20 protein-coding genes and 1 tRNA gene are annotated in these 21,778 nt (G+C 72.8%); 11 read left to right on the forward strand and 10 right to left on the reverse strand.

The features are described from left to right. Window positions 1-5: 5 nt before the first annotated feature. Window positions 6-1,049, forward strand: coding sequence for an alpha/beta hydrolase (locus tag EDD28_RS04280; protein WP_123738485.1), 1,044 nt, complete (start codon window positions 6-8; stop codon window positions 1,047-1,049). Beyond that, window positions 1,039-2,478, forward strand: coding sequence for a hypothetical protein (locus EDD28_RS04285; RefSeq protein ID WP_123738486.1), 1,440 nt, complete (start codon window positions 1,039-1,041; stop codon window positions 2,476-2,478). Before EDD28_RS04280 ends, EDD28_RS04285 begins: the two co-directional genes overlap by 11 nt. Here the strand turns inward: EDD28_RS04285 and EDD28_RS04290 are convergent. The 4 genes from EDD28_RS04290 to EDD28_RS04305 form a co-directional block, all read right to left on the reverse strand. Continuing rightward, window positions 2,451-3,104 (reverse strand): hypothetical protein, encoded by a 654-nt coding sequence (locus EDD28_RS04290; RefSeq protein ID WP_123738487.1) that lies wholly within the window; start codon window positions 3,102-3,104, stop codon window positions 2,451-2,453. The two genes, EDD28_RS04285 and EDD28_RS04290, sit on opposite strands and share 28 nt — an antisense overlap. Beyond that, complete coding sequence (locus EDD28_RS04295; RefSeq protein ID WP_123738488.1) at window positions 3,097-3,783, reverse strand: hypothetical protein; 687 nt, start codon at window positions 3,781-3,783, stop codon at window positions 3,097-3,099. The genes EDD28_RS04290 and EDD28_RS04295 overlap by 8 nt, the downstream gene beginning before the upstream one ends. Further along, window positions 3,783-4,403, reverse strand: coding sequence for a hypothetical protein (locus tag EDD28_RS04300; protein ID WP_148059540.1), 621 nt, complete (start codon window positions 4,401-4,403; stop codon window positions 3,783-3,785). Before EDD28_RS04300 ends, EDD28_RS04295 begins: the two co-directional genes overlap by 1 nt. A 166-nt stretch (window positions 4,404-4,569) precedes the next feature. Then, entirely contained in the window at window positions 4,570-6,717 is a 2,148-nt protein-coding gene (locus tag EDD28_RS04305; protein WP_245967907.1) for an elongation factor G, read from the reverse strand. A gap of 327 nt (window positions 6,718-7,044) precedes the next feature. Between EDD28_RS04305 and EDD28_RS04310 the strand changes: the two genes are divergently transcribed. The 3 genes from EDD28_RS04310 (at window position 7,045) to EDD28_RS04320 (ending at window position 9,116) form a co-directional block, all read left to right on the forward strand. Further along, window positions 7,045-8,394 (forward strand): inorganic phosphate transporter, encoded by a 1,350-nt coding sequence (locus EDD28_RS04310; protein ID WP_123738490.1) that lies wholly within the window; start codon window positions 7,045-7,047, stop codon window positions 8,392-8,394. Window positions 8,395-8,420: 26 nt separating this feature from the next. Then, complete coding sequence (locus tag EDD28_RS04315; protein ID WP_245967908.1) at window positions 8,421-8,705, forward strand: hypothetical protein; 285 nt, start codon at window positions 8,421-8,423, stop codon at window positions 8,703-8,705. Between the two features lie 138 nt (window positions 8,706-8,843). Beyond that, window positions 8,844-9,116 (forward strand): DUF3349 domain-containing protein, encoded by a 273-nt coding sequence (locus EDD28_RS04320; RefSeq protein ID WP_123738492.1) that lies wholly within the window; start codon window positions 8,844-8,846, stop codon window positions 9,114-9,116. Here EDD28_RS04320 and EDD28_RS04325 read toward each other — a convergent pair. After that, the gene (locus EDD28_RS04325) at window positions 9,083-10,153 is read right to left on the reverse strand and encodes a lysylphosphatidylglycerol synthase transmembrane domain-containing protein (RefSeq protein ID WP_170169350.1); all 1,071 of its coding nucleotides are present in this window, start codon (window positions 10,151-10,153) and stop codon (window positions 9,083-9,085) included. The genes EDD28_RS04320 and EDD28_RS04325 overlap by 34 nt on opposite strands. Before the next feature lie 589 nt (window positions 10,154-10,742). On the opposite strand from EDD28_RS04325, the gene EDD28_RS04330 reads away from it, so the two are divergent. Further along, window positions 10,743-11,171 (forward strand): hypothetical protein, encoded by a 429-nt coding sequence (locus EDD28_RS04330; RefSeq protein WP_148059541.1) that lies wholly within the window; start codon window positions 10,743-10,745, stop codon window positions 11,169-11,171. 135 nt (window positions 11,172-11,306) lie between these two features. Here EDD28_RS04330 and EDD28_RS04335 read toward each other — a convergent pair whose 3' ends face one another. Next, the gene (locus EDD28_RS04335; protein ID WP_123738495.1) at window positions 11,307-13,493 is read right to left on the reverse strand and encodes a S9 family peptidase; all 2,187 of its coding nucleotides are present in this window, start codon (window positions 13,491-13,493) and stop codon (window positions 11,307-11,309) included. 126 nt (window positions 13,494-13,619) lie between these two features. Further along, window positions 13,620-13,856: a helix-turn-helix domain-containing protein gene (locus EDD28_RS04340; RefSeq protein ID WP_123738496.1), complete on the reverse strand. Its 237-nt coding sequence runs from the start codon at window positions 13,854-13,856 to the stop codon at window positions 13,620-13,622. 405 nt (window positions 13,857-14,261) lie between these two features. Between EDD28_RS04340 and EDD28_RS04345 the strand changes: the two genes are divergently transcribed. The 4 genes from EDD28_RS04345 to EDD28_RS04355 all read left to right on the forward strand — a co-directional run bounded on the left by EDD28_RS04345 (window position 14,262) and on the right by EDD28_RS04355 (window position 17,652). Beyond that, window positions 14,262-14,334: transfer RNA gene (locus EDD28_RS04345), tRNA-Arg, on the forward strand. Window positions 14,335-14,686: 352 nt separating this feature from the next. Beyond that, window positions 14,687-15,652 (forward strand): LysR family transcriptional regulator, encoded by a 966-nt coding sequence (locus tag EDD28_RS04350; protein ID WP_123739921.1) that lies wholly within the window; start codon window positions 14,687-14,689, stop codon window positions 15,650-15,652. Window positions 15,653-15,824: 172 nt separating this feature from the next. Next, window positions 15,825-15,992 carry a hypothetical protein gene (locus EDD28_RS17260; RefSeq protein ID WP_170169351.1) on the forward strand — a complete coding sequence of 56 codons (168 nt, stop codon included), beginning with the start codon at window positions 15,825-15,827 and terminating at the stop codon, window positions 15,990-15,992. A gap of 16 nt (window positions 15,993-16,008) precedes the next feature. Further along, window positions 16,009-17,652 carry a disulfide bond formation protein B gene (locus tag EDD28_RS04355; protein ID WP_123738497.1) on the forward strand — a complete coding sequence of 548 codons (1,644 nt, stop codon included), beginning with the start codon at window positions 16,009-16,011 and terminating at the stop codon, window positions 17,650-17,652. Between the two features lie 83 nt (window positions 17,653-17,735). On the opposite strand, the gene EDD28_RS04360 is transcribed toward EDD28_RS04355, so the two are convergent. From EDD28_RS04360 to EDD28_RS04370, 3 genes are all read right to left on the reverse strand, one after another. Continuing rightward, window positions 17,736-18,818: a flavin monoamine oxidase family protein gene (locus EDD28_RS04360; RefSeq protein WP_211339110.1), complete on the reverse strand. Its 1,083-nt coding sequence runs from the start codon at window positions 18,816-18,818 to the stop codon at window positions 17,736-17,738. After that, complete coding sequence (locus EDD28_RS04365; protein ID WP_245967909.1) at window positions 18,815-20,071, reverse strand: MFS transporter; 1,257 nt, start codon at window positions 20,069-20,071, stop codon at window positions 18,815-18,817. The genes EDD28_RS04360 and EDD28_RS04365 overlap by 4 nt, the downstream gene beginning before the upstream one ends. A gap of 100 nt (window positions 20,072-20,171) precedes the next feature. After that, window positions 20,172-21,206 (reverse strand): alcohol dehydrogenase catalytic domain-containing protein, encoded by a 1,035-nt coding sequence (locus tag EDD28_RS04370; RefSeq protein ID WP_123738498.1) that lies wholly within the window; start codon window positions 21,204-21,206, stop codon window positions 20,172-20,174. A gap of 289 nt (window positions 21,207-21,495) precedes the next feature. Here EDD28_RS04370 and EDD28_RS04375 point away from each other — a divergent pair, with 289 nt between their 5' ends. Beyond that, complete coding sequence (locus EDD28_RS04375) at window positions 21,496-21,777, forward strand: hypothetical protein (protein WP_123738499.1); 282 nt, start codon at window positions 21,496-21,498, stop codon at window positions 21,775-21,777. Window position 21,778: the final 1 nt, after the last annotated feature.

The raw sequence follows: 21,778 nt of genomic DNA on the forward strand, positions 1-21,778 counted from the left end.
CGGGCATGACGGATGCGCAGCGCGCCACGGCCGACTGGCACCCCGACGTGCTCGGCGGCGAGGTCGCCGCGCGCTCGATCCCCCTCACCCCGGACCGCGCGGCGGCGGAGAGCCCGGGCGCCGCGCCGTTGACCGCGACGCTCGTCCGGATGGCCCCGCCGCGCCATCGCCGGGCGTACCTCTACCTCCACGGGTTCTCGGACTACTTCTTCCAGACCGACTGGGCGAGGAGGCTGGGCGAGCGGACGCGCGGCGACTTCTACGCGATCGACCTGCGCCGCTACGGGCGCTCGCTCGGCCCCGACCAGCTCGCCGGCGACGTGCGCGACCTGGCCGAGTACGACGAGGAGCTGCTCGCCGCGATCGACCTCGTGCGCGCCGACGGCCACGACCAGGTCCTCCTCGTCGCCCACTCCACCGGCGGCCTCATCGCGCCGCTGTTCCTCTCCCGGCACCGCCGGGCGGTCGACGGTCTCGTCCTCAACTCCCCGTGGTTCGACATCAACGACTCCGGTCTCATGCGCCTGGTGTCCGGTCCGCTCGCCCGCGCCCACGCGCTGCGCGACCCGCGACGGATCGTGAGCGAGCTCGGCCCGGGCTACACCGAGACGATCCACGCGAGCCGCGGCGGGGAGTTCGACTTCGACCTGGCCTGGAAGCCGTTCGAGGGGTTCCCCGTGCGCGCGGGCTGGCTCGCCGCGATCCGTCGCGGCCAGCACCAGCTCGCCCGCGGGCTGCACCTCGGCCTGCCGATCCTCATGTGCACGTCCAGCCGCAGCGGGGGCACGAACGGGCGCGCGCCGCGGCCCGGCGACCACGACGCCAGCGACACGGTGCTCGACGTCCGGCACATGTGGCGCGCCGTGCCGACCCTCGGGCGCGACGTCGTGCTGCGGACCGTCCCGGGCGGACGCCACGACCTCGCGCTGTCGGCCGGGCCGGCCCGCGACGACTACCTCCACGCCGTCGTCGACTGGGTCGAGCAGCGGTTCGGCATCGAGGACGACGACGGCCCGGCCGACGACCCCGAGGAGCGTCGTGCCCGATAGCCCACCCGGCTCGTCGGCGCCGTGGCGGGCGGTCGCGGCCGAGCTGCGGGCCCTCGTCGTCCTGCTCGGCCGGATCCTGCTGCGCCACGGACTGCCGCTGCTCGGGATCGGCGCGCTCGGGCTCACGGCCTCGTTCTGGATGCAGCAGCTCGCAGTGGTCGTCTCCCGCGCCGACGCGCTGCTCGGGCTGCTCGTCTTCGCGCTCGTCCCGGCGATCAGCTTCGGCACGGTCGCGTGGATGATGCTCCACCTCGGCCGGCCCGCCCCGTCGCTCGACCACACCCGCGGCCGGATCGCCGTGCTGGGCAGCGCCCTGCTGGTCTACCTGCTCATCTACGAGCAGTCCGGGCAGCTCCGCGAGGAGCGGCGCAGCTACCTCTGGGAGACGGTCTACGAGGCGATCTGGTCGGGCGACACCGACGCGACGAGCCGCATCCCCGACCTGCTGTCCGTCCCGACGCTCACCGTCGTCGCCGTGGCCTTCGGCCTGCGGATGCTCGGCTCGCGCCTCGTCCAGCGGCTCGAGGAGCGGCCCGGCACGAGCCGCGGGCTCGTCACCCTCCTGCGCCTGCTCGTCGGCTACGCCGAGATCGTGTGGATCGTGCTCGCCGTCCTGTCCCTGTTCAACGCGTGGGACAACCTCGCCACGTGGTGGGACAGCCGCGTCGTCGTCCACGCGGTGACGCAGTGGTGGGCCGGCCTCGCCCTGCCCGACCTCCCGGCGCTCGTCGGGAGCATCGCGAGCGTCGTCGGGACGCTCGTCGCCGCGCTGACCCGGGGCGTCCTCGTGCCGCTCGTGTGGCTCGTGCTCGCCTCGCTGCTCTACGGGGTCCGGTTCGGCGACGTCACGGCCGTCCCGACCTACCTGGCTCGCCTCACCGCGAGCGCCGGGAACCGGCTGGGCGGCGTCGGGCGCCGGGTGCTGCGCCGCGACGTCGCCGTCGACCCGGCGGCGCTCGAACGGTCCTGGCGCCGGCTCACCGAGCCCGAGGGACGCTGGGACGCGCTCGGCGGGGCGCTCGGTCTCGTGCTCGCGCGGGGGCCGGTGGCCGTGCTCGTCTACTGCGTCGTCTTCCTCGCGCTGTCCCAGGTCGACCTCCTGCTCTGGGAGCTGGTCGGCCTCGCCTTCGCGAACCGGCCGATGAGCGAGTGGGCGCTCATCGTGCCGACCGCCGGGGCGCTCGCGACGCTGCTGCCCATGGTCCTGGCCGTTGCGACGGCGGCGGCCGGCGCCGACCTCGCGCTGCGGAACGCCGGCCTCTCCTCGCCGCTGCGTCGGGGCATCAGCCACGGCACGGACGGGGCGGGGACGACGGCGACGGGGGGCGCGGCAGGGGGGTCACTCGACCCGACCGGTGCCGACGCGCCCGGCATCGGCGCGACGAGTGCCGTCGGCGCGGCTCAGCCGTCGACGGGGAACGACCAGTAGGGCGTCTTCGGCGAGGGCACGAGGCGCACGCGCACCGGCTCCACGCCGTCGGGCAGCAGCACCATGTTCTGGTACCGACCCGTCTCGTCCGGCACGGAGTCGAGCCACCCGTCCGGCGGGGAGCCGCTCGTGAACGCCGAGGGCCGGGAGTAGGTCTTCCCGTCGGACGCCACGACGGAGAAGGAGAGCCACGGCGAGGTCAGGCCGCCGTACCGGTCGGTGAGGTCGCTCGCTCCGTCGTCGGCATCGTCGGTGCCGTCGGTGCTGTCGGCGTCGGTGCCGTCGTCCTGAGCGGCGGCCGCGACGGTCACGTCGAGGTCCGCGAGCCAGAGCTGCCAGCCCGGCGGGGCGTCGACGGTCTCGTAGGCGAGGACGAGCTGCTGGCTCGGCTCGATCCGGACGAGCGAGATGGTGTACGCGCCGATGGTCACGGCGCCGTCGGCGTCCGGCGTCGCCGCGATCCGCGGCTCCGCGTCCCACCACCAGTCGCGGCCCGTCTCCCAGCCGACGCTCACGGCGAGCGCGAGCACCGCGAGGACGGATGCGGCCCCCACCGCGACGGCGCGGCCGCGACGAGGACGGACCCGGCCCTCCTCCCGACGGGGCTCGTCGCGCGGCTCAGGCATCGTTCTCGACCCAGACCGAGTGCATGAGCTCGAGCGGGGCGTCGAGGTGCTGCACCTCGTCGGCTCGGACGTCGATGACGCCGGTCCGGTAGGGCACCCCCTGCACGGGGGAGCGCGGCGAGACGAGCACCTCACCCGCCCCCATGGTGCCGGGGGCGACCTCGATGACGACGTCGCTCACCAGCCACTGGCCGGGCTGCGCCTCGTCGTCACCCGCGCCGATCCGGGTGTCGACGGCGAACGTGCGGCCCTGGTCGTCGCGCCACTGGATCGTCCCGAACCGCGCCGGCCCGGTCGCCCCCTGGTAGGCGAGCCGCACGACGAGCCAGGAGCCCGCCGTGTCGTAGGTCGTGGGGTCGCCCCAGCGGCTCGGCTCGACGACGGCGTCGACCTGCCGGACGGAGTCGACCGCGACGAGCACGCCGCCGACCTCGAGGACGTCCCCGATGCCGCCGTGGACGGGCCTGGTTCCGTGGTCGGCCGGACGCTGGTCGAGCAGCCAGCCCAGCCCGGTCGTCAGGAGCAGCAGGAGCACGACGGTCAGCCGGGTGGCGAGGCCGGCGCGCCGCGGCGCCTCCGGGACGTCGACGTCGGGGGCCTCGGCGGCCGCGGCGGCGTCGGCGGCGTCGGCGGCGGCGGCCGTCGGGGACGGGGTGCCCGCGAGAGAAGCGTCCGTCATCACGCGTTCCTCTCGGCCAGCGCCGCCACGTAGGCGGCGAACGCCGACTGGTCGCGCGGAACGGCGACGACGGCGATCGGGTCGCGCTCCCACCACCCCAGCTCGCCCGAGAGCGAGTGGGCCGCGTGCTCGTAGGCGGTCGGCAGGAGCTCCAGGTCGTCGTCGCCGAGCGCCTCCAGCTCCGCCGGATCGGCGACGGGCAGCGTGAGGATGACCTCCTCGGTCACCCCCGGCGTGAGCGAGGAGAACCGGGAGAGGCCCTCGACCCGGACGGCGCTGAGCCAGCCGTCCTCGGCCACGTCGGCCAGGTGCACCAGGTGCGTCGGGAGGTTCATCGACTCGGTCGCCGTCGTCGTGACGGTCGCGCGGATCGCGAGGGTCGCCACGACGCGCGGCTCCTCGCCCCGGTAGTCCTCGAGCGGGACGACGCCCCACGAGTGCAGGCTGAGCCGGACCGGCCCGAGGTCGATGCCCTCGCCGGCCGCCACCTCGGGCAGGTCGCGCTCGCGAGCGCCCTCCGCCTCGGCCCAGCCGCCGGCCAGGCCGATCGCGACGATCACCGCGAGGAGCACGCCGACGACCGCGGCCAGCGGCCACACGTATCGGGAGCTCCGGAGCACGACGTCAGCGTAGTTGCCGCGCCCGCGGGCCGCGGCTCGGCAGCGTCTCGGCCATCGCGGAACCGGGGCGGCGAGCGGCGCACGGAGGCGACTAGGCACGCTCGCGCGGTGCTAGAGTCTTTCCTAGCTGGCCCGTCGACCGCCCCCTGCCGACGGGCCAGCCTTTTCATGCCCCGACGCGCGCCGCGCGAGGGCCCGAGCGCTCAGCGCGCACCTCCTCGTAGCCGTCCGGCACGTGCTCCATCGAGCCCAGGCCGTGCGTCAGCGCCCGCAGGTCCATCAGGTACCGCTCGACCTCGCCGGCCGGCACCCGAGCCGTCACGATCGCCTCCGTCGAGTCCTCGCTCATCGAGGTCCCGGTCACCTGCCCGCGCCGCGTCGCAAGGTCGCCGAGCACGTCGCCCTGCGCGTCCATCGGGACGCGGACGGTGAGTGCGACCATCGGCTCGAGCAGCACCGTCCCCGCCGCCTCCAGCGCCGCGCGGACCCCGAGCGACCCGGCCGTGCGGAACGCCATCTCCGAGGAGTCGACGGCGTGCGCCTTGCCGTCCGTCAGCTCGACGCGCAAGTCGACCACCCGGTGCCCGCGCGGGCCGCCGTGCCCCATCGCGTCCCGGACGCCGCGCTCGACGGCGGGGATGAACTGCCGCGGCACGGCGCCGCCGACGACCGAGTCGACGAACTCGAGGCCGCTGCCGCGCGGGAGCGGGGAGACCGTGAGCTGGACGAGGGCGAACTGCCCGTGCCCGCCGGACTGCTTCTTCAGCCGGCCCTCCGCCGTCGTCGCCCGCGCGATCGTCTCGCCGTACGCGACGGCGACGGGCTCGGTGGTCACGACGACGCCGAGCAGCCGCGCCATGCGCTCGACCGCGACGGCGACGTGCTGGTCGCCCAGCCCGCGCAGGACGGTCTGCGAGCCCACCTGCTCGACCACGAGCGACGGGTCGGCCAGGACGAGCCGCGCGAGCGCGCCCGGCAGCTTCTCCTCGTCGGAGCTGCGCTCGGCCACGAGCGCGACGCCGTAGCCGGGCGTCCGCGGCCGCGGCAGCAGGGGGCGGACGTGCGCGCGGGCCAGCGGCGACGTTGCGGGCAGGAGGAGCGATCCGGTCGGCGAGCCCGAGAGCTTCGCGACGCCGACGACCTGCCCCGCGACGGCACCCTCCGCCGGCAGGTGCTCGGCGCCGAGCAGCCGGAACGGCAGGTGGACGCGCTCGGCGGACCCCGTCGTGGCGTTGACGAGCTGGACGGCACCGTCGAGCCGGCCGGAGAGCACCTTGAGGTAGGAGATCTGCCCGACGTACGGGTCGGTCAGCGTGCGGAACACCTGGAGGACGACGTCGCCGTCCGGGTCGGCCTCGACGGTCTCGACCACGGCGCCGCCCTCGTCGACGTCACCCGACCCGACGACGACGCGGGCCGGTCGCGTCGCGGGACTCGGCCCGAGCTCGCAGAGGAAGTCGAGCACCTCCTCGACGCCGACGCCGGTGACGCCGGAGGCGATGAGGACGGGGACGGCGCGGCGCGCGAGGATCTCGGCGCGCAGCGTGGTCCGCAGCTCGGCCGTCGTCGGCTCGTCGCCGTCGAGGTAGCGCTCGAGCTGCGCGTCGTCGTGGCTGACGATCTCCTCGGCCAGCTCCTCGTGCGCGCTCGCCTCCTCGTCCGCGACGTCGGCGGGCATCGGCTCGGTGTGCGGGCCGTCGGCGTCGTACACCCAGGCGGTGTTGGCGAGGACGTCGGCGACGCCGTGGAACGCCTCCTCCTCGCCGAGCGGGAGCTCGAGCGGCAGCACGGCGACACCGTCGCCGGCGAGCGAGCGCAGCTCCTCGACGCACCGGTGGAAGCTCGCGCGGTGCTTGTGCTCCTTCGTCACCACCGCGACGACGGGCAGGTCGAGCTCGGCCGCGCGTCGCCACGTCGCGATCGTGCCGGGCTGGACGCCGTCGACGGCGCTCACCGTGAGGAGCAGCACGTCGGCGACCGCGAGCGCGGCGTCGAGGGAGCCGGCGAAGTCGGGGCTGCCGGGGGTGTCCAGCAGCGTGAGGTGGGTCTGCTCGCCGCCCGGCGGGGTCCACTCGAGGTCCGCGACCGCGAGCGTCAGCGTGACGCCGCGCGCGATCTCCTCGGGGTCGTGGTCGCACACCGTCGTGCCGTCCTCGACGCGGCCGGCGCGCGTGCGCGTCCCCGCCGCCACGAGCATGGCCTCGACGAGGGTGGTGCCTCCGCTACCGCTGTGTCCCGCGACCGCGACGTTGCGGATCGAGGCCGGGTCGAGATTTCTGACGGGCATCGACGCGCCGTCCCGTGCACCGTTCATGACGACCTCCGTTGGTCGGTCCCGGGCTCGGCACCCGAGGCTGGTGCCTCTCACCGTAGGAGCGCGGCGACCGGAGCGGGAGGGGACCTTGGGCCCGGGTTCGCGCCGACCGGCTCAGCCGGCGTCCACGGACGGTTGACGCGGGTCAGGCGACGGCGAGGACGGCCGCGTCCACCGTGGGTTGACGGACCGCTCACGGCGGCGTCCACGAGCCGTTGACGACGCGGCTGTACCGGCGCTGAGCAGGGACTTTGCGCCGAGAGTGAAACTGTTCACGAAGTGTTCCCCCGGTAGTCAACCGCCCGGATCGCCTGTCACACTCGGACCATGGACGTCGAGCTCATCATCCTCGGCCTGGTGGTCGTCACGGCACTCGCCTTCGACTTCACCAACGGCTTTCACGACACCGGGAACGCGATGGCGACGTCGATCGCGACCGGTGCCCTGAAGCCCAAGACGGCCGTCGCCTACTCGGCGATCCTCAACCTGGTCGGCGCGTTCCTCTCCGTCGAGGTCGCGCTCACCGTGACCCGCAACGTCCTCAACATCCAGACGGAGAGCGGAGCCCTCGTCGAGGGCCTCAGCCCGGCGACCGCGATCATCATCATCTTCGCCGGCCTCATCGGCGGCGTCCTGTGGAACGTGCTGACGTGGCTGCTCGGCCTCCCGTCGAGCTCGTCCCACGCCCTGTTCGGCGGCCTCATCGGCTCCGGCCTCGCGGCGATGGGGCTGCTCGGGGTCAACTGGGGCGGCGTCCTGGCCAAGATCATCCTGCCGGCGCTCCTCGCGCCGCCCATCGCGATCGCCGTCGCGTTCTGCGGCACGTGGCTCGTCTACCGGCTCACGCGGTCGATCACCGACACCGAGCGCCGCAACCAGGGCTTCCGCTGGGGCCAGGTCGGGACCTCGGGCCTCATCTCCCTCGCCCACGGCACCGGCGACGCGCAGAAGACGATGGGCGTCATCGCCCTCGCGCTCATCGCGCACGGCTCGCTGTCGGTCGACGGGATCGAGGAGGGCGGCCTTCCCCCGTGGATCATCGTCGTCTGCGCGTGCGCCATCGCGCTCGGCACCTACCTCGGCGGCTGGCGCATCATCCGCACGCTGGGCAAGGGCCTGGTCGAGGTCGAGGCCCCGCAGGGCATGGCCGCCGAGGCGTCGTCGGCCGCGATCATCCTCACCTCCGCCACGTTCGGCATGGCACTGTCGACGACGCACGTCGCCACCGGCTCGATCCTCGGCTCCGGCCTCGGCCGCAAGGCGCAGGTCCGGTGGAGCGTCGCTGGACGGATGGCCGTCGCCTGGCTCATCACGCTGCCGGCCGCCGCCCTCGTCGGCGCCGTGTCCTTCTTCATCGCGAACGCGCTGCCGCCGCTGGCCGGCGCGCTCACCATCTTCGCGATCCTCGTCGCAGGCTGCCTCGCCGTCTGGCTGCGCTCGCGTCGCCAGGCCGTCAATGCCGCGAACGTCAACGACGAGTGGGACGCCGGGACGGCGGCAGCCGTCGAGACGTCCGCCGGGGCCGGGCTCGGCTCGGCCCGGGTCGACGGCGTCGACGAGCCGCTCGACCGGGAGGCAGCCGAGCTGCTCGCCGCCGAGCTGCTGACGCGCGAGTCCGCCGCAGCCGGGTCGGCGGGGAGCCCCGCGTCGTCCTCGTCCACCACCACCGCCGGCTGACCGCCGCAACGACAGGGAGCCGAACCGTGGACTTCGAATCGATGGGCCTGGCGATCGTGCGGGTGCTGCTCGCCGGTCTCCTCTTCGGCGCCGGCGTGCCCGCCGTGTTCGCCGCGGGCATCCGCATGTGGGCGAAGGGGCACGACGAGGTCCTCCCCGACGGGTCGGTCCGTCGCGGGAACCGCGCCGCGCTCGCTGGCGCCGCCGCCGCGCTCCTGGTCACCGTCGCCATGGTGGTCGTCGGCGTCCTGTGGATCACGCGCAAGAGCCTCTACCACTACCTGGGGATCTCGCTGTTCGGCATGGGCTGACACGCGGCAACGTCCCGTTGACGCTTGCCCCGGGGGGACGTGTATCCTTGACGGTGTCGACGAGACAACGTTCCGTTGACACCGAGGTGGTGAAGCCAGCCGCCTCAGGACGACGCACCCGGGACGGAGGCGCCCACGATGACCCTGACGGACTCGACGCGCTCGATGCTCGCGTGGCTTCGGACCACCCCGACGGACGCACCTGACGCGCTCGACGCCTCGTGCCCGCTGCTCGTCCTCGAGCGCACCCGGCTCTCCGAGGACGAGACCGGCCACGTCGCCGACCTGGTCCGCCGGTTCGACCCGGTGACCGCGCTCGACGTCGGCGTCGAGATCACGCGGGTGCTGGACGCCCTGCCCCACCCGGAGGACGTCGCTCAGGTGCTCGCGCTGGTCTCCGCGCGTCCGTAGCGCAGCCGCCAGGCCGCGAGGACGACGCCGCCCAGCGCGAGCGTCCCGAGGATGGTGACGGCCCGCCACACGATCGTCGCCGCGACGATGCTCGCCTCGTGCTCGACGCCGGCGGTCAGGGTCCACGCCCCGACGACGATCGCCTCGAGCACACCGAGCCCGAACAGCGGCAGCGTCGTGAGCGGGTAGCACAGGAGCACCCAGCCGAGGATCTCCAGCAGCGGGAGCGAGCCGGCGTCGAGCCCGACCCCGCGCAGCGCGACCGCCAGGATCGACGCGTCGGCGAGCACCATCCCGACGAGGGCGATCATCGACGGGAGAAGGCCGCGGCGCAGGCTGTCCGACGCCTCGTGGCGCAGCCGCACCATCCGCGCGGGGTAGCCGCTCACGTCGGCCGAGCGCTTGACGAGGCGGACGAGCCGGCCGGCGATGCGGCCGATCAGCTCGGCGAGCGCGTCGGAACGCAGGAGCAGCACGAGCGCGGCGAGGATCGCGGCGGACACGGCGAGGCAGAGCACGGCGACCACCCACTGGCGACGCTGCACCTCGAAGCCCGCGAGCAGCACGAGTCCGATGACGGGGGCGAGGAAGCGGACCGCGTAGAACTTGAACGAGTTGAGCGTCACGCCCGTCATGCCGCGGACCGGGTCCAGGCCCCAGGAGCGGAACATCGCGACGCGCAGCACGATGTCGCCCGGCGGCGGCGCGAAGGTCGCCACGACGTTCGCCGCCAGGTCGTTCTCGACGGAGCGGAACCAACCCAGCCCCGGGACGTAGTACATGAGCGGGACGGCGTTGAGCACCTGCCGCAGGAGGAGCAGCAGGAACATCGGCAGGACCGTCGCGAGGGGGTCGAGCAACCCGAACGCCGCCGCGACCGCGCCCCAGTCGACCGCGCCGATGATCCGGGTGAGCGCGAACCAGGCGAAGACGCCGACGACGACCCAGATCGCGATGCGGGTCAGCCGGCGACGCAGCGCGTGCGGGACGGGGGTCGACTGGTCGGCGACCTGGGGGACCTCGGCGGCGCGGGACACCCCCGAGTTGTACCAGAACGGCGGGTGAGCCGCAGTCGGGAGCCGCGCGTCCGCCGTGGCGATCCGGTTCTCCGGTGGCCACCGCGACGTCCATCGCCGCCACACCCGCCGTGGCCACCGTGGCACCGCTTGTCTAGTGTGACCCGGCCCTCCGGTGGCCACCACGTTCGCCGTGGCCACCCTGGGGCCGCCTCCCCCAGGTGATCCGGCCCTCCCGTAGCCACCCGGAGCTGCCTTCCGGTGGCCACCGCGAAGTCCATCGCCGCCACACCCCCCGTGGCCACCCCGGGACCGCTTGTCCGGTGTGACCCGGCGCTCCGGTGGCCACTGCGCTCGCCGTGGCCACCCTGGGACCGCCACCCCGAGGTGATCCGGCCCTTCCCGTGGCCACCACGAAGTCCATCGCCGCCACAGCCGCCGTGGCCACCCCGGGACCGCTTGTCCAGTGTGACCCGGCGCCCCCGAGGCCACGGCGCTCGCCGTGGCCACCCTGGGGCCGCCTCCCCGAGGCGATCCGGCGCTCCAGTGGCCACCACGGACGGTGGCCACCCCGGGTCGGTCGCTACCGCGCGGGTGGGAGGATCGTGCGATGGACTCGCCCTCGCCGTCACGGCGTCGTGCCCTCCCCTGGGCCCGGCCCCCGCGCGTGGCCGACGTCGGCGACGGGTTCGTCCTCGCCGAGGCCGCCGCACACCAGGATCCGCTCGCGGCCCTCGCCGGTCGCTCCGCGCCCGTGCACCTGGACGTCACGTTCGTCGACGCGCCGGAGGCCGTCGTGGCCGTGAGCAGGAACCGCAACGTCGGGTTCGTCCCGGCGTCGCACGCGGAGGCGATCCGCGCCCAGCTCTCGCTGCTTCGCCCGCGCGAACGGCTCGGTCACGAGGCGGAGGCGTTCGTCCGCGACGGCGTCTGGCACGTCTGGGTCGGCCCTGGACCGCGACCGACCGACGTCGAGATTCCCGTCGACACGATCCAGCCGAAGCCGCGCCGCATCGCCGGGGTCCCGCTTGAGCGCTGACCGGCCGCGAGGGCGACGGTCGCGGTCACGGCGTTCAGACCATCCACCGGGTGCAGCCGGCCCCCGCGACCCGTCCGGCCGCGCACACCACCCGAGAGCCGCGGCCGTCACCCGCGGCCAGCGGGCTGCGACCGGCTAGCCGCCCAGCGCCAGCACCTCCGGCAGCTGCTCCTCCTGCCCGAGGACGTGCTCGGCCAGGAACGCCGACACCACCCCGTACCAGACCTTGGCGTGCTCCGGCGTGAGCACCCAGTGATTCTCGTCGGGGAAGTAGAGGAACCGGTGCGGCGAGCGTCCCTCGTCGTCCGCCGGCAGACCCGAGGACGCGAGCAGCTCGTACCAGAGCCGCAGCCCCTCGCCGATCGGCACGCGATAGTCCTTGTCCCCGTGCACCACGAGCATCGGCGTCACGATGTCCCCGACGAACCGGTGCGGCGAGTGCTCGCGCGCCATCTCCGGCGACACCTCGGCCCGCCAGTAGGACGGCACGTCGGTGGTCGGGCCGAACTGGTCGAGCGCCCACAGGCTGGCGTGCGTCACGATCGCGCGGAAGCGGTCGGTGTGGCCGGCCACCCAGTTCGCCATGTACCCGCCGAAGCTGCCGCCCATCGCGGCGGTCCGGGTCTCGTCGACGTCCGCCCGCCGCTCGACGGCGTCGGTCAGCGCCATGAGGTCGGTGTACGGCGCCGCGCCCCAGGCGCCCCAGCCACGCTGGACGAAGTCGCGGCCGTAGCCGGTCGAGAGCGCGGGGTCGGGCAGCAGCACCGCGTAGCCCTTGGCGACGAGCAGCCACGGGTTCCACCGCCAGCTCCACGCGTTCCACGAGCTGAGCGGTCCGCCGTGGATCCACAGGAGCAGCGGGGCGGGGTTGGCCTCGTCCGCGCCGTCCGGGAGCGCCAGGTAGCCGCGGACGCGGACGGCGGTGCCGTCGGGATCCGTCACGGTCGTCTCGACCTCGGTGAGCCAGCCCGGGAGCTCCGGGCTCGGAGCCGGCGAGCGCAGCTGCGTCACCTCCGACGTGGCGAGATCGATCCGCACGGGCTCGTTCGGCGCGACGTAGGAGGCGCGGAGTGCGTAGGCGCAGCTGCCGTCGGGGGAGACGACGACGCTGGAGTACGCCCCGTCCTCCGTGAGCCGCTCGACGTCGGCAGCGGTGGCGTCGGGGGTGGCGGGGACCCGGAACACCGGCGCGTCGCCGGTGTCGTCGGCCACGACCAGGAGCGCCGCCCCGTCCGGCAGCCAGGCGGCCGAGACCGGCCACCGGTCCCAGTCGGCGACGAGGCGTCGCGCGCCCGTGCCGTCCGCGCCGACGACCCAGAGCTGCTGGTCGACGGCCGTCGTCGGGGTCGGCTCCGTCTCCAGGACGTAGCAGACCCACCGGCCGTCGGGACTCACGACGGGGTTCGACGCGTGGCCCTCGCCGGCGCCGGGGTCGACGAGCACGCGACGCTCGCCGCTGGCGACGTCGATCCGCTCGAGCCGGTCCCGCAGACCGGCGCGCTCCTGCGGGACGGACTGGACCACGACGGCGAACGAGCCGTCCGGGGCGAGCGCCGCGCCCTCGAACCCGGGCAATCCGTCCGGGGTGAGGTCACGGGTGCCGCGCTCGGCGTCCGGGTCGCCCGGGTCGGCGACGACGGGCGCCGGCGCGGCGTCGTCGCCGTCCTTCGCCGCGGCCGTCGGCAGCGGGGCGCCCTCGACCGCGAACAGGCGGGGGAACGCGGGACCGAGGTCGGCGTCCCAGTAGCGGACCGGCGAGGCGCTGTGCAGGATCGCGGCGACCTTGCGGTCCTCTCGCAGGTCCCGCAGGCGACGCTCGTCGGCCTCGTCCCGCGCGCCGCGCAGGGTGTCGGCGACGACGAGGACGGTGTCGGCGTCCTCCGCGGCGAGCACGGACGACACCCCGGCCGGGCGACGCGCGAGGACGTGAGCCTCGCCACCGGCGGCGGGCAGACGCCAGACGCAGGCCTTCGCGTCGCTCTCGGCGGTGCCGGGCTCGGCGCGCCGGGCGACGAAGAGCAGGTCCCCGGCGCTGGTGAAGACGGGGCCACCCTCGCCCTTGGCGCCGCGGGTCAGGCGACGCGCGGGGGCCACCCCGGTCGGGTCGACCTCCCAGAGCGAGGTGACGTAGGCGGTGCGCTTGGCGTCGAGGCCCTGCTGGGTGACGACGAGCCGACGCCCGTCGGGCGAGAGCGCGAGCGTGCCGAGCCGCGGCAGCGCGACGTACTCCTCCAGCGAGTGGAACGGGGTCGGCGCGGCCGGGGCGGCGTCGGAGACGGGGTCGGGAACGGCGGGGTCAGCCGGTGCGGTCGATTCGGTCACGGAACCGGTCTATCACGCGTCGACGACATCGACGCGGGCAACGCCGGCCCGCGGGTGACGCCGACGTGCCCCGAGACGCGGACGGGCCCACGCGAGCGATGCTCACGCGGGCCCGTCCGAACGGCCTCAGTTCGCCTCGGCCTGCTCCTCCTTGCGGCGCTGGACGGCTTCGTCCTTCTTGCGCTGGATGTAGTTGTCGAGCTCGACGCTCTCGACACGCCACATCCCACGGCCTCCGATCTGGAAGCCGATGATCTCGCCCTGCTGCACGAGCGTGCGGGCGGTCGGAACGGTAATGCCGAGCATCTCTGCCACGTCGGCAAGATTGAGGATCCGCGCGCGGCGCGTCTCTTCATCGGTCATGGTGCTGCATCCCTCATCTCAGCCCCTACATACAAATATCGTACGCGAGGCTGGATTACGCATCGTTGGCGACGGGGGGTCGCCGCTGATACTCACTCGGTACGATCCCGCCGCGCGGGCAGGGGGTTGTCGGCCGCGGGCAGGTAACCAGGGTATATGACACGCTGATGGTGAACGACATGGGGCGGGGCGCGTCGGCTGACGAGTTTGGGCAGGAGCACGGCGACGCTGGCGCACCTGCGACCTAAAAGGAGCGTAAGCGCGTCATGTGCTGCTGACGGCGCCGTCGCGGCCGGGTCGAGGCGGCGGGGCCCTCGGACCGGGGTCGACGGCCGAGCCCCGGACGCGCCGCGATTCGCCCGTCGGCCGAGGGTCGGGTATGATCGTCTGCGGCCCAAGGGCCACGCGCCCGTAGCTCAATGGATAGAGCATCTGACTACGGATCAGAAGGTTGGGGGTTCGAGTCCCTCCGGGCGCGCTCGTTGAGACAGCGACGCTGAAGCCCCTCCCCGGTTCGCCGGGGAGGGGCTTCTGCGTTCCCGCGGGCGCGCACCAAGGGTGCAGCGAGGCCGCGGAGACCGTCGGACGGTCGAGGGTGGCCGTTCGGTCTGCTTCACTCCGGCACCAGGGAGCTGGGCGCACCCGGCCGGAGGCAAACCTCTACCGGTGCGGGCCGGTCCCTCTGAGTGCTTCTCGGCCCACTCGACCGGGGCCGGGCGGAACGGACTCTGCGACACGGGGATCGACATCGCCAGCCATCACGGTCCCGCGCACATGCCGTCTATCCAGTGGACGTCGAGAGCTACCTCCACTGCTGGGATAGTGGGGGTGTGACGGAGCGGGTGAGTCTCGAAGGGCTCCGGTACGCCAAGGCGGTGGCGGAGACCGGCAGCTTCAGCGCAGCCGCGCGCGCCTTCGGCGTGAGCCAGCCGGCTCTGTCCAGCGGAGTTGCTCGGCTCGAGGAGCGCCTGGGGGCTCGTCTGTTCGAGCGCTCGACACGGGGGGTGCGGATGACTGCGTTCGGCGCCCAGATCCTTCCGTTGATCGAACGGACTCTTGGCGATGTCGATGCTCTGACGGCGGAGGCTCGGCGCCTCACCGATCCAGGGCCACGCAGTATCCGGGTCGGGGTGTCACCACTCGTGGATCCCGGGTTGGTGACCCGGGCCTACCGAGCGGTGCGGGAGCTCGATCGGCCCCGCGATCTCGTCCTTCGAGAGGCGGATCTGGCGATGCTCCAGGACGGTCTGGTGGCCGGCGACCTGGACCCGGTCCTCGCGCCGTCCGTCTCCCCGCTGCCCCGGTTCGAGCATCGGATCATCGACGCGGAGCCCATGGTCGTGGTGACCGCCCAGGCTGCTGACGCCTCGTCCGCGGAGGGCGCCGTCCGCCACGAGCCCGTGGAGCTCACCGACGTCGCCGGTGACCCGTTCATCCTCGTGCCGGACGCGTGCGGTCTCACGACATTCACCTCGCAGCTCTTCGCAGCGCACGACCTACCGTTGACTCCGTATCCGGGTGCGGCCTCGAGCTACCGCGTGCTGGAGCAGTGGGCGGGTCTGGGGTTCGGCGCCGCACTCCTGCCGCTGTCGAAGCTCAGCTCACCCGATGCGCCGCACCGCCCCCTTCTGGACGGCGGGGTCGAGGTGGAGATCTTTTACGAGGCCGTCTGGGATCCCGGGTCGGGCCTCGCCCCCGACCTCTGCGCGCTGGCCGACCAGCTCGCAGCTCGCCCCGATCGACTCGGGTGCCTCGAACGGGTCGGCCAGCCCACGCGAGATGACGCCGCGTCATAGATTGCTCGTATACCGCTATCGTCGGCGCCCGCCTACCCGAGCGTGACCTCTCTCACTAACGTGAGTCGGCGGCGAGGAGAGATCTCGCCACCCCGACAGGCTGACGTTCTCCGGCGCATATAGCGGCTGCCTCGCAAGGGTCCCTGGTAGACACACGCGAGATGAGTGGATTGTGGAGTTCCTGACCTATAGCCTTGGCGCCGCTTCAGTGTTCTTCGTTCTGTTCCGACCAAAACGGGAGCGGCTGGCATTCCGGCTCCTGGTCGCTGCCCTGGCCATCGCTGTCGTCATGTTCATGATCGCCGTGAGCACGTCGATCGTTCCCCAGGTCAACCTCTGAGCCCGGGGACGAAGACGTGACGACCAAGCCCTCACCTACGACCACCCACGTTGCCGACGGCGGCGACACAGCTGCCAGCTCCCCCACGCCGACGGCGTGGGTCGTGAGCGTGTTCTCCGAGCGGGTCTTCAACATTGCCGTCGCCAGCGCCGCCCTCCTGGTGATGGCGCTCCCTGTCGGGATCGCCACCATCTATCTGGGTTTCGTCCATGGGGAGTCCCCCTGCACGCTGTGTGGGTTCGAGCGTTTCGGGATGGTGGTCGTCGCCATCCTGGCGCTCTTCATCCTTCGGTACGGACCGCGGCGGAAGTACCTGTTCACCCTGATCCTGACCGCCGTGTTCTTCCTCTACGCCACGGTGATCCAGTGGATGCGCTACGCACCGAGGGACGTGGGGCAGGGATTTGCGGAGGACGTCTTCGGCGTCCACACCTATACCTGGGGAACGTTCGTATTCTGGGTGATCATTGCGTTTGCCGCGGTCGGCCTCCTGTGGGTCTCCCGCGATGAGCGGCTTCTCGCCGAGTTCGGTGGCCGCGAGATCAGAGTCAAGCGCTACTCGAGGTACTCGACAGTGGCGGGCGCAGTGACGTTCGCCATGATCCTCCTGAACTGCGTGCAGTTCCTCATCATCGATGGGCCACCCCCGTTCACCGGGACGGGTCAGCCGCCGCGAATGACGCTCGACATCACCAAGACCGCTCCGAACTGGAGCCTGCATCTGTGGGAGCGAGTTGGCACTCTCACCGTCCACAGCTACAGCCCGCCGATGGTTCACATCCCTGGCGTGCACGATGTCGAGATGGCGCACACGGGTTCGGCAGCCGATGCTCCTGTGCCGGTCTCGGGCACCCTTGAGCTGCTCGACACGACGCCGCTCGGCTTCGAGGCCGTCGGACCGTTCGGTGGCCGCGCCGGCGGGATCGCCTACGACGAGGCGACTGGGCTGTTCGGGATCGTGTCGACCGGTGGCGGCCTGTACTACGTCGAGAACGACTTCTCCACCGTCGTGTCGAGCGCGGTCCTCGACACTGTGAACGGGAACAACGTGCGGGAGACGACCGACGCCATGTTCCTCGGCCCGAACCAGCTCGTCGGGCTCGCCTGGAACAAGACGCTCTACGGCGCGCAGCGGGTCGGCGCCGACGAGGCTGACGACTGGGAGTCCTGGAAGGAGTACCGCAGCAGCACGGGCGACCTGGAACCGCTCTGGGGGGTGAAGTCGCGTCAGATGCTCCAGACGATCCGGGCCAAGTCGGCCTTTGCGCTGAGCATCGCGATGGACCAGGACACCGGACGCTACGCGGTCGTCAGCGTCCCTTCTCCGCAGACCGGAGACTTCATCGTCGTCAGCGAGTTCGGCCCCGACCACAAGCTGGCGCGCGAAGGAGTCCTGACCGCGGGGGAGAGCGAGGTCGACCTGTCCGGTTACTACCCGGTCGGGGCGACGATCCTCGACGGGACCATGTTCCTCCTGTCGAAGACCTACCAGTCGCTCCTCGTCGTCGACATGGACACGCTCCGGGTCACCGCAACCTGGGAGCTGCCCGAGATCGGGGACTACCACGGGATCGCCGCGGCCGACGGGTCGTTCTTCGTCCTCGCTGACGACGGCGGCGACGACATCGTGGCGCGACTCGTTCCGCCCACGGGGAGCTGATCCGCGCCGTGGTGTCCCGGGCGAGAGCGCACGTTCGGGACACCACGGCGCTCCCCGACAGGTGGGGAGGGGCAGGCGCCCGACTACAGCGCGCGAACGGCGCGGTCGGCCGCCCGCCGACCGGCGACGATGGCTCCTTCGACGTGACCCGCGTACGCGGTGGCCGTCTCCGTCGACGCCCAGTGCAGTCGACCAAGGACCGGCCGCTGGTAGACGGGAGCCCCGAAGGTCTGCGTCGACATCGGGCCGGAACGGATCACGGGTCCGTGTGGCGAGGTGAAGCGCTCCCTGCTCCAGTTCACCACGTGCACCTGAACGGGCCGGCCGGCCCGTTCCCCGAACATACGCCGCAGCTGGACGACCAGCTCCTCGCCGATCTGGGCATCGGACGCTGTCGCCGACAGCTCCTTGGCCTGCGCGAACCCGAAGATCGCCGCCGAAGTCCCGTACGGGCCGCTGTGGTCGTGGAACTCCCGGAAGGGGCCGGCGTAGCTGACCGCTGCTCCTGCCAGGTCCTCCGAGCGCCAGAACGCCTCCGGGTAGACCGCGACGGCCTTGACCGTGCCGCCCATCCACACCGGCGTGGCCTCGGCCGTCGTCCGCAGCGCTGTCGGCAGGGCCGGCGCGAAGGTCAGCCGTTCCACGGCCAGCGCCGGAGGGACAGCGAGGATCGCCTGATCACCGAGAATGCGGCCGCGAGGGGTGTCGATCCGGACACGGGCAGCGTCGATGCTCACGCCCGTCGCCGGTGTGCCCAGGAACACCGTGCCGGCCGGCAGCGCCGCCGCCAGGGCCAGCGCAAGTGCCTGCACACCGTCGACCATGCGGGTCGCGGGTGAGTCGATCGGGTTGCCAGCCAGCCGCTGAACCGCCTGTGGCGGCATGTCGACAAGAGCGTCTCCCTCCCGGTGCTGCGCGAACGTCCGCAGACCGAACCGGCTGACCAGCTCCCGCACGCGCGGCTCGTTCGACCAGTACCAGGTCGCTCCTAGGTCGACGGCCCCACCGGGAACGTCGAGGGACAGAGCTCGTCCTCCGACCCGGTCTCGCGCCTCGAGCACCCGGACCGTTCGCCCGGCGTCGAGCACGGCGTGAGCCGCAGTCAGGCCCGCGATACCGGCGCCCACCACGACCACATCGACATCCATCGTGGGTTGCCGGTTCACGATCCGCTCCCTTCGCGCCGACCAGGGCCGGACACGAACGAGGAGGCCGAACGCAGCGCAAGCACCGTGAGCGGGACGAGCACGGCGATCGCGCACAGCGACAGCATCGAGAAGCCCGCGAGCGCAAGCAGCGGGCCGGCGGCGAACGCGGCGGTGGCGCCACAGAGGTTCGCCAACGCGTCGACCCCGCCCTGCGAGGACGCTCTGGTCCTGTCCGAGACCACCGCAGCGAAGAGCGCGGATCCCGCAACGTTGACGAAGGACCAGCCGACACCGAGCAGGACGAGCGACACGACGATCCAGCCGGTGTCGTGCGCCCGGACCGCACCGATGACGAGCGAGACGAGGAGGACCGCGACGCCGACCAGGACCGCGGCCCGAGCCCCAGGTCGGTCGACGAGATGGCCGACCACGGGCGACAGTGCATACATCCCCAGGACGTGGAGGCTGATCGTGAGACCCACGACGGCGATGGAGCCGCCCTGGTGCACCATGTGGACCGGCGTCATGGTCATGATCGAGACCATGACGACCTGGGCGGTGAGGATCGCGACGAGCGCGAGGCGGGCACCTGGGTTCACGCGAAGCTCGGCAAGCACGACCCGGATCCGACCGGGGCGTCTTGCCCCGTCGGGCGCGTGAGCCTGACTGACTGGAACCTGAGCGGTCGCCGCCTCCCCTCGCAGGACGAGGAGCGGGTCCGGACGCAGCCAGGCCACGACCACCAGTCCGGCCAGCGCCAGGAACACCGCGGCGATGAGGAAGGCGCCGGCGTAGACGTTCAACCCGACACGGTCACCGACGACCTGCCCCGGGACCCCCAGGTTCGGGCCGAGCACAGACCCGACCGTCCCGACCCACACGATGAGCGCGAGCGAACGCGCCTTGTGTCGGGGTTCCGCCAGGTCGGTGGCGGCGAACCGGGACTGCAGGCTGACGGCCGACCCCGCGCCGATCAACAGCAGGCCGACGAACATGGGCACCGCCTGGCTCCGCTGCGCGGCGACGACGAGAACCGCGCTGCCCGCCGCCGCGATCCACCACCCGGTCGTGAGCGCGGCACGGCGTCCGAACCGTGCGGCGAGGTTGCCGAGCGGTAGACCGAGCAGCGCGGCACCGAGCGTGCTCGCCGTGCGCGCAAGCCCTGCCCACGCCTCGTTCTGGGTGACCTCTCCCGCCATGAGGACGCCGATCGACGGGGCGACTCCGACCCCGACCGTCCCGACGACCTGGGCGACGATCAGGACGATCATGGTCCGACGCTGCACCTGGTCCAGAGCGGGCCGTTCCGGATCGGGCCGCGACGGCGCATCGACGGCGGACGGCTCGGCCGCCGAGTCCCGCGCGGGTGCCTCAGCCATCGACGACCCCACCGGTCGTCGCGTCCAGCACGATCCTGAACCGGGCCTCGCCTGCGCGCAGGCGCTCGAGCGCTGCCTGGGCGGCGCCCAGGGGCGCTCGTTCGATCACGGGCCGCACCCCGGTGAGGACGGCGAACCTCATGGCCTCCTCGGTGTCGAGCGGGCTGCCTGTGAGCTGGCCCGTCACGGTCTGCGCCTTCGACACCAGCTGCCCCACCGGGATCGCAAGCTGCTCGCCGTCGACACCGACGAGGACTAGCCGCCCATGGGCGCGCAGACCGGTCGACAGCTCCGCCAACGCAGCCGTCCGGTGCGCCGTGCCGACGATGGCATCGACGCCGCCGAGCTCGGCCAGGGCCGCCCCCGGCGCGAGGACGGTCGAATCGACGTAGTGGTGCGCGCCAAGCTCCCGTGCCGGTCCCTCGCGCTCCGCCCCGCGGGCGACCACGATGACCTCGTAGCCCAGTCGCGCCGCAAACTGGACCGCCAGATGCCCGAGGCCGCCCAGCCCAACGACTGCGACCCGCCCGCCAGAAGGTGTCCCCGAGCGCCGCAGGGCGTTGAACGTCGTGACGCCGGCGCACCCCATCGGTGCCGCGTCGCGGAGGTCAAGCCCCTCGGGTACGCGCGCCAGGGCAGCGGCCGGGACGGTGACGGACTGAGACCAGCCGCCCGGATAGCTCACACCGGGGACCATCCGCTCCGGGCAGTGCACGACATCGCCTCGACGGCACGCGTCGCAGTGCCCACAGCTGCCGCCGAACCACCCGACGGCCACACGGTCACCCTCGTCCCAACCCGCCACGCCGGCGCCAACCTCGGCGACAGTTCCGGCGATCTCGTGCCCTGGGGTCACGGGGAGCGAACCCGCGCCAGCGGCCGCCGTCGCCAGGTCAGCACGGCACATCCCGCTCGCGACCACAGCCACCCGGACCCACCCCGGCATCGGCGGCTCAACCTCGACGAGCTCGGCCGTCAGGGGCGCCCCGGGGGCTCGGACTCGCATCGTGACTGCGGATGCCGCCATGGCTGGACGCCTCCCGGGCTCGCCGGACGGGCCCCGCGCCCATCCGCCGACCGACGCTACGGCGGGGACGGCGCAGCCGGTAGCCCGAGCGAACGAATCCAGCGATAACCCACTTGTATGGCCGGAGGCGGGAGCACGCCAGCAGGAGAGGGGACAAGGTCATACGTGAGCGCTATGACCGCATTCGCAGCGCTCCCCTACCGGCACGGAGAGGCCATTCCTAGCCTGAGGCGTGGCCGTCCCGCGCCACGTCCCCGGCCGCCGCCGAGGCCGCACACGAAGGAGAACCATGGCTTATCTGGAGATCACCCTGACCGTCGAGGAGGCCGATCGACCCGCGGCCGCCGACGTCTACACGCGCTACCGACAGCCGTTCCTCGACACGGTGCGCGGAGCGGTGAGCAAGCAGCTGCTCGTGCGCGAGGAGGACGTCCAGGTGTTGCACGGCTTCGAGACCGTCGCTGACGCGCAGGCCTATCTGTCGAGCGATCTGTTCACCACGGATGTCGTCGCCGGCCTCGCCCCGCTGCTGAAGGCCGAGCCCGAGATCCGTATCTACGAGAACGTCTGAC

The organism is Salana multivorans (assembly GCF_003751805.1).
Lineage (GTDB): Bacteria > Actinomycetota > Actinomycetes > Actinomycetales > Beutenbergiaceae > Salana > Salana multivorans.

Coding starts and splice junctions, on each gene's coding strand:
- EDD28_RS04305 (WP_245967907.1), bottom strand. CDS start 6,717: ATGAACGGTGCACGGGACGGCGCGTCGATGCCCGTCAGAAATCTCGAC.
- EDD28_RS04290 (WP_123738487.1), bottom strand. CDS start 3,104: ATGCCTGAGCCGCGCGACGAGCCCCGTCGGGAGGAGGGCCGGGTCCGT.
- EDD28_RS04370 (WP_123738498.1), bottom strand. CDS start 21,206: ATGGCGGCATCCGCAGTCACGATGCGAGTCCGAGCCCCCGGGGCGCCC.
- EDD28_RS04310 (WP_123738490.1), top strand. CDS start 7,045: ATGGACGTCGAGCTCATCATCCTCGGCCTGGTGGTCGTCACGGCACTC.
- EDD28_RS04365 (WP_245967909.1), bottom strand. CDS start 20,071: ATGATCGTCCTGATCGTCGCCCAGGTCGTCGGGACGGTCGGGGTCGGA.
- EDD28_RS04375 (WP_123738499.1), top strand. CDS start 21,496: ATGGCTTATCTGGAGATCACCCTGACCGTCGAGGAGGCCGATCGACCC.
- EDD28_RS04280 (WP_123738485.1), top strand. CDS start 6: ATGACGGATGCGCAGCGCGCCACGGCCGACTGGCACCCCGACGTGCTC.
- EDD28_RS04340 (WP_123738496.1), bottom strand. CDS start 13,856: ATGACCGATGAAGAGACGCGCCGCGCGCGGATCCTCAATCTTGCCGAC.
- EDD28_RS04330 (WP_148059541.1), top strand. CDS start 10,743: ATGGACTCGCCCTCGCCGTCACGGCGTCGTGCCCTCCCCTGGGCCCGG.
- EDD28_RS04295 (WP_123738488.1), bottom strand. CDS start 3,783: ATGACGGACGCTTCTCTCGCGGGCACCCCGTCCCCGACGGCCGCCGCC.
- EDD28_RS04320 (WP_123738492.1), top strand. CDS start 8,844: ATGACCCTGACGGACTCGACGCGCTCGATGCTCGCGTGGCTTCGGACC.